At 65.5% G+C, this 252-nt stretch carries 1 pseudogene; it reads right to left on the bottom strand.

What is annotated here, in order from left to right:
• Positions 1-224, bottom strand: a pseudogene (locus R0J92_RS25020) (ring-cleaving dioxygenase); the annotation flags it as partial.
• Positions 225-252 lie beyond the last annotated feature (28 nt).

Consider the following 252-nt stretch of genomic DNA (forward strand, 5'->3'; position numbering starts at 1 on the left):
TCGTCCTTCACCTCGACGAGCGCGAAGCCGTCGCCATCGGGACCCGCGAAATGCAGGCGATTCTCACCGAATGCGGTCTCGTTCTTCACCCCTCCGGCACCCGCCGCCGTCAGCCGATCCGACCAGTAGCCGAACGAGCCCTCCGGGACGGAAAAGACGGTCGTGCCCACTTCACCTGTGCCGGGACGACCGCGGGCGATATGCGGAAACGGGAAATAGGTCATCACCGAACCCGGCGTCCCGACTTCGTCG

It is taken from the genome of Tritonibacter sp. SIMBA_163 (assembly GCF_046535935.1).
Lineage (GTDB): Bacteria > Pseudomonadota > Alphaproteobacteria > Rhodobacterales > Rhodobacteraceae > Epibacterium > Epibacterium scottomollicae.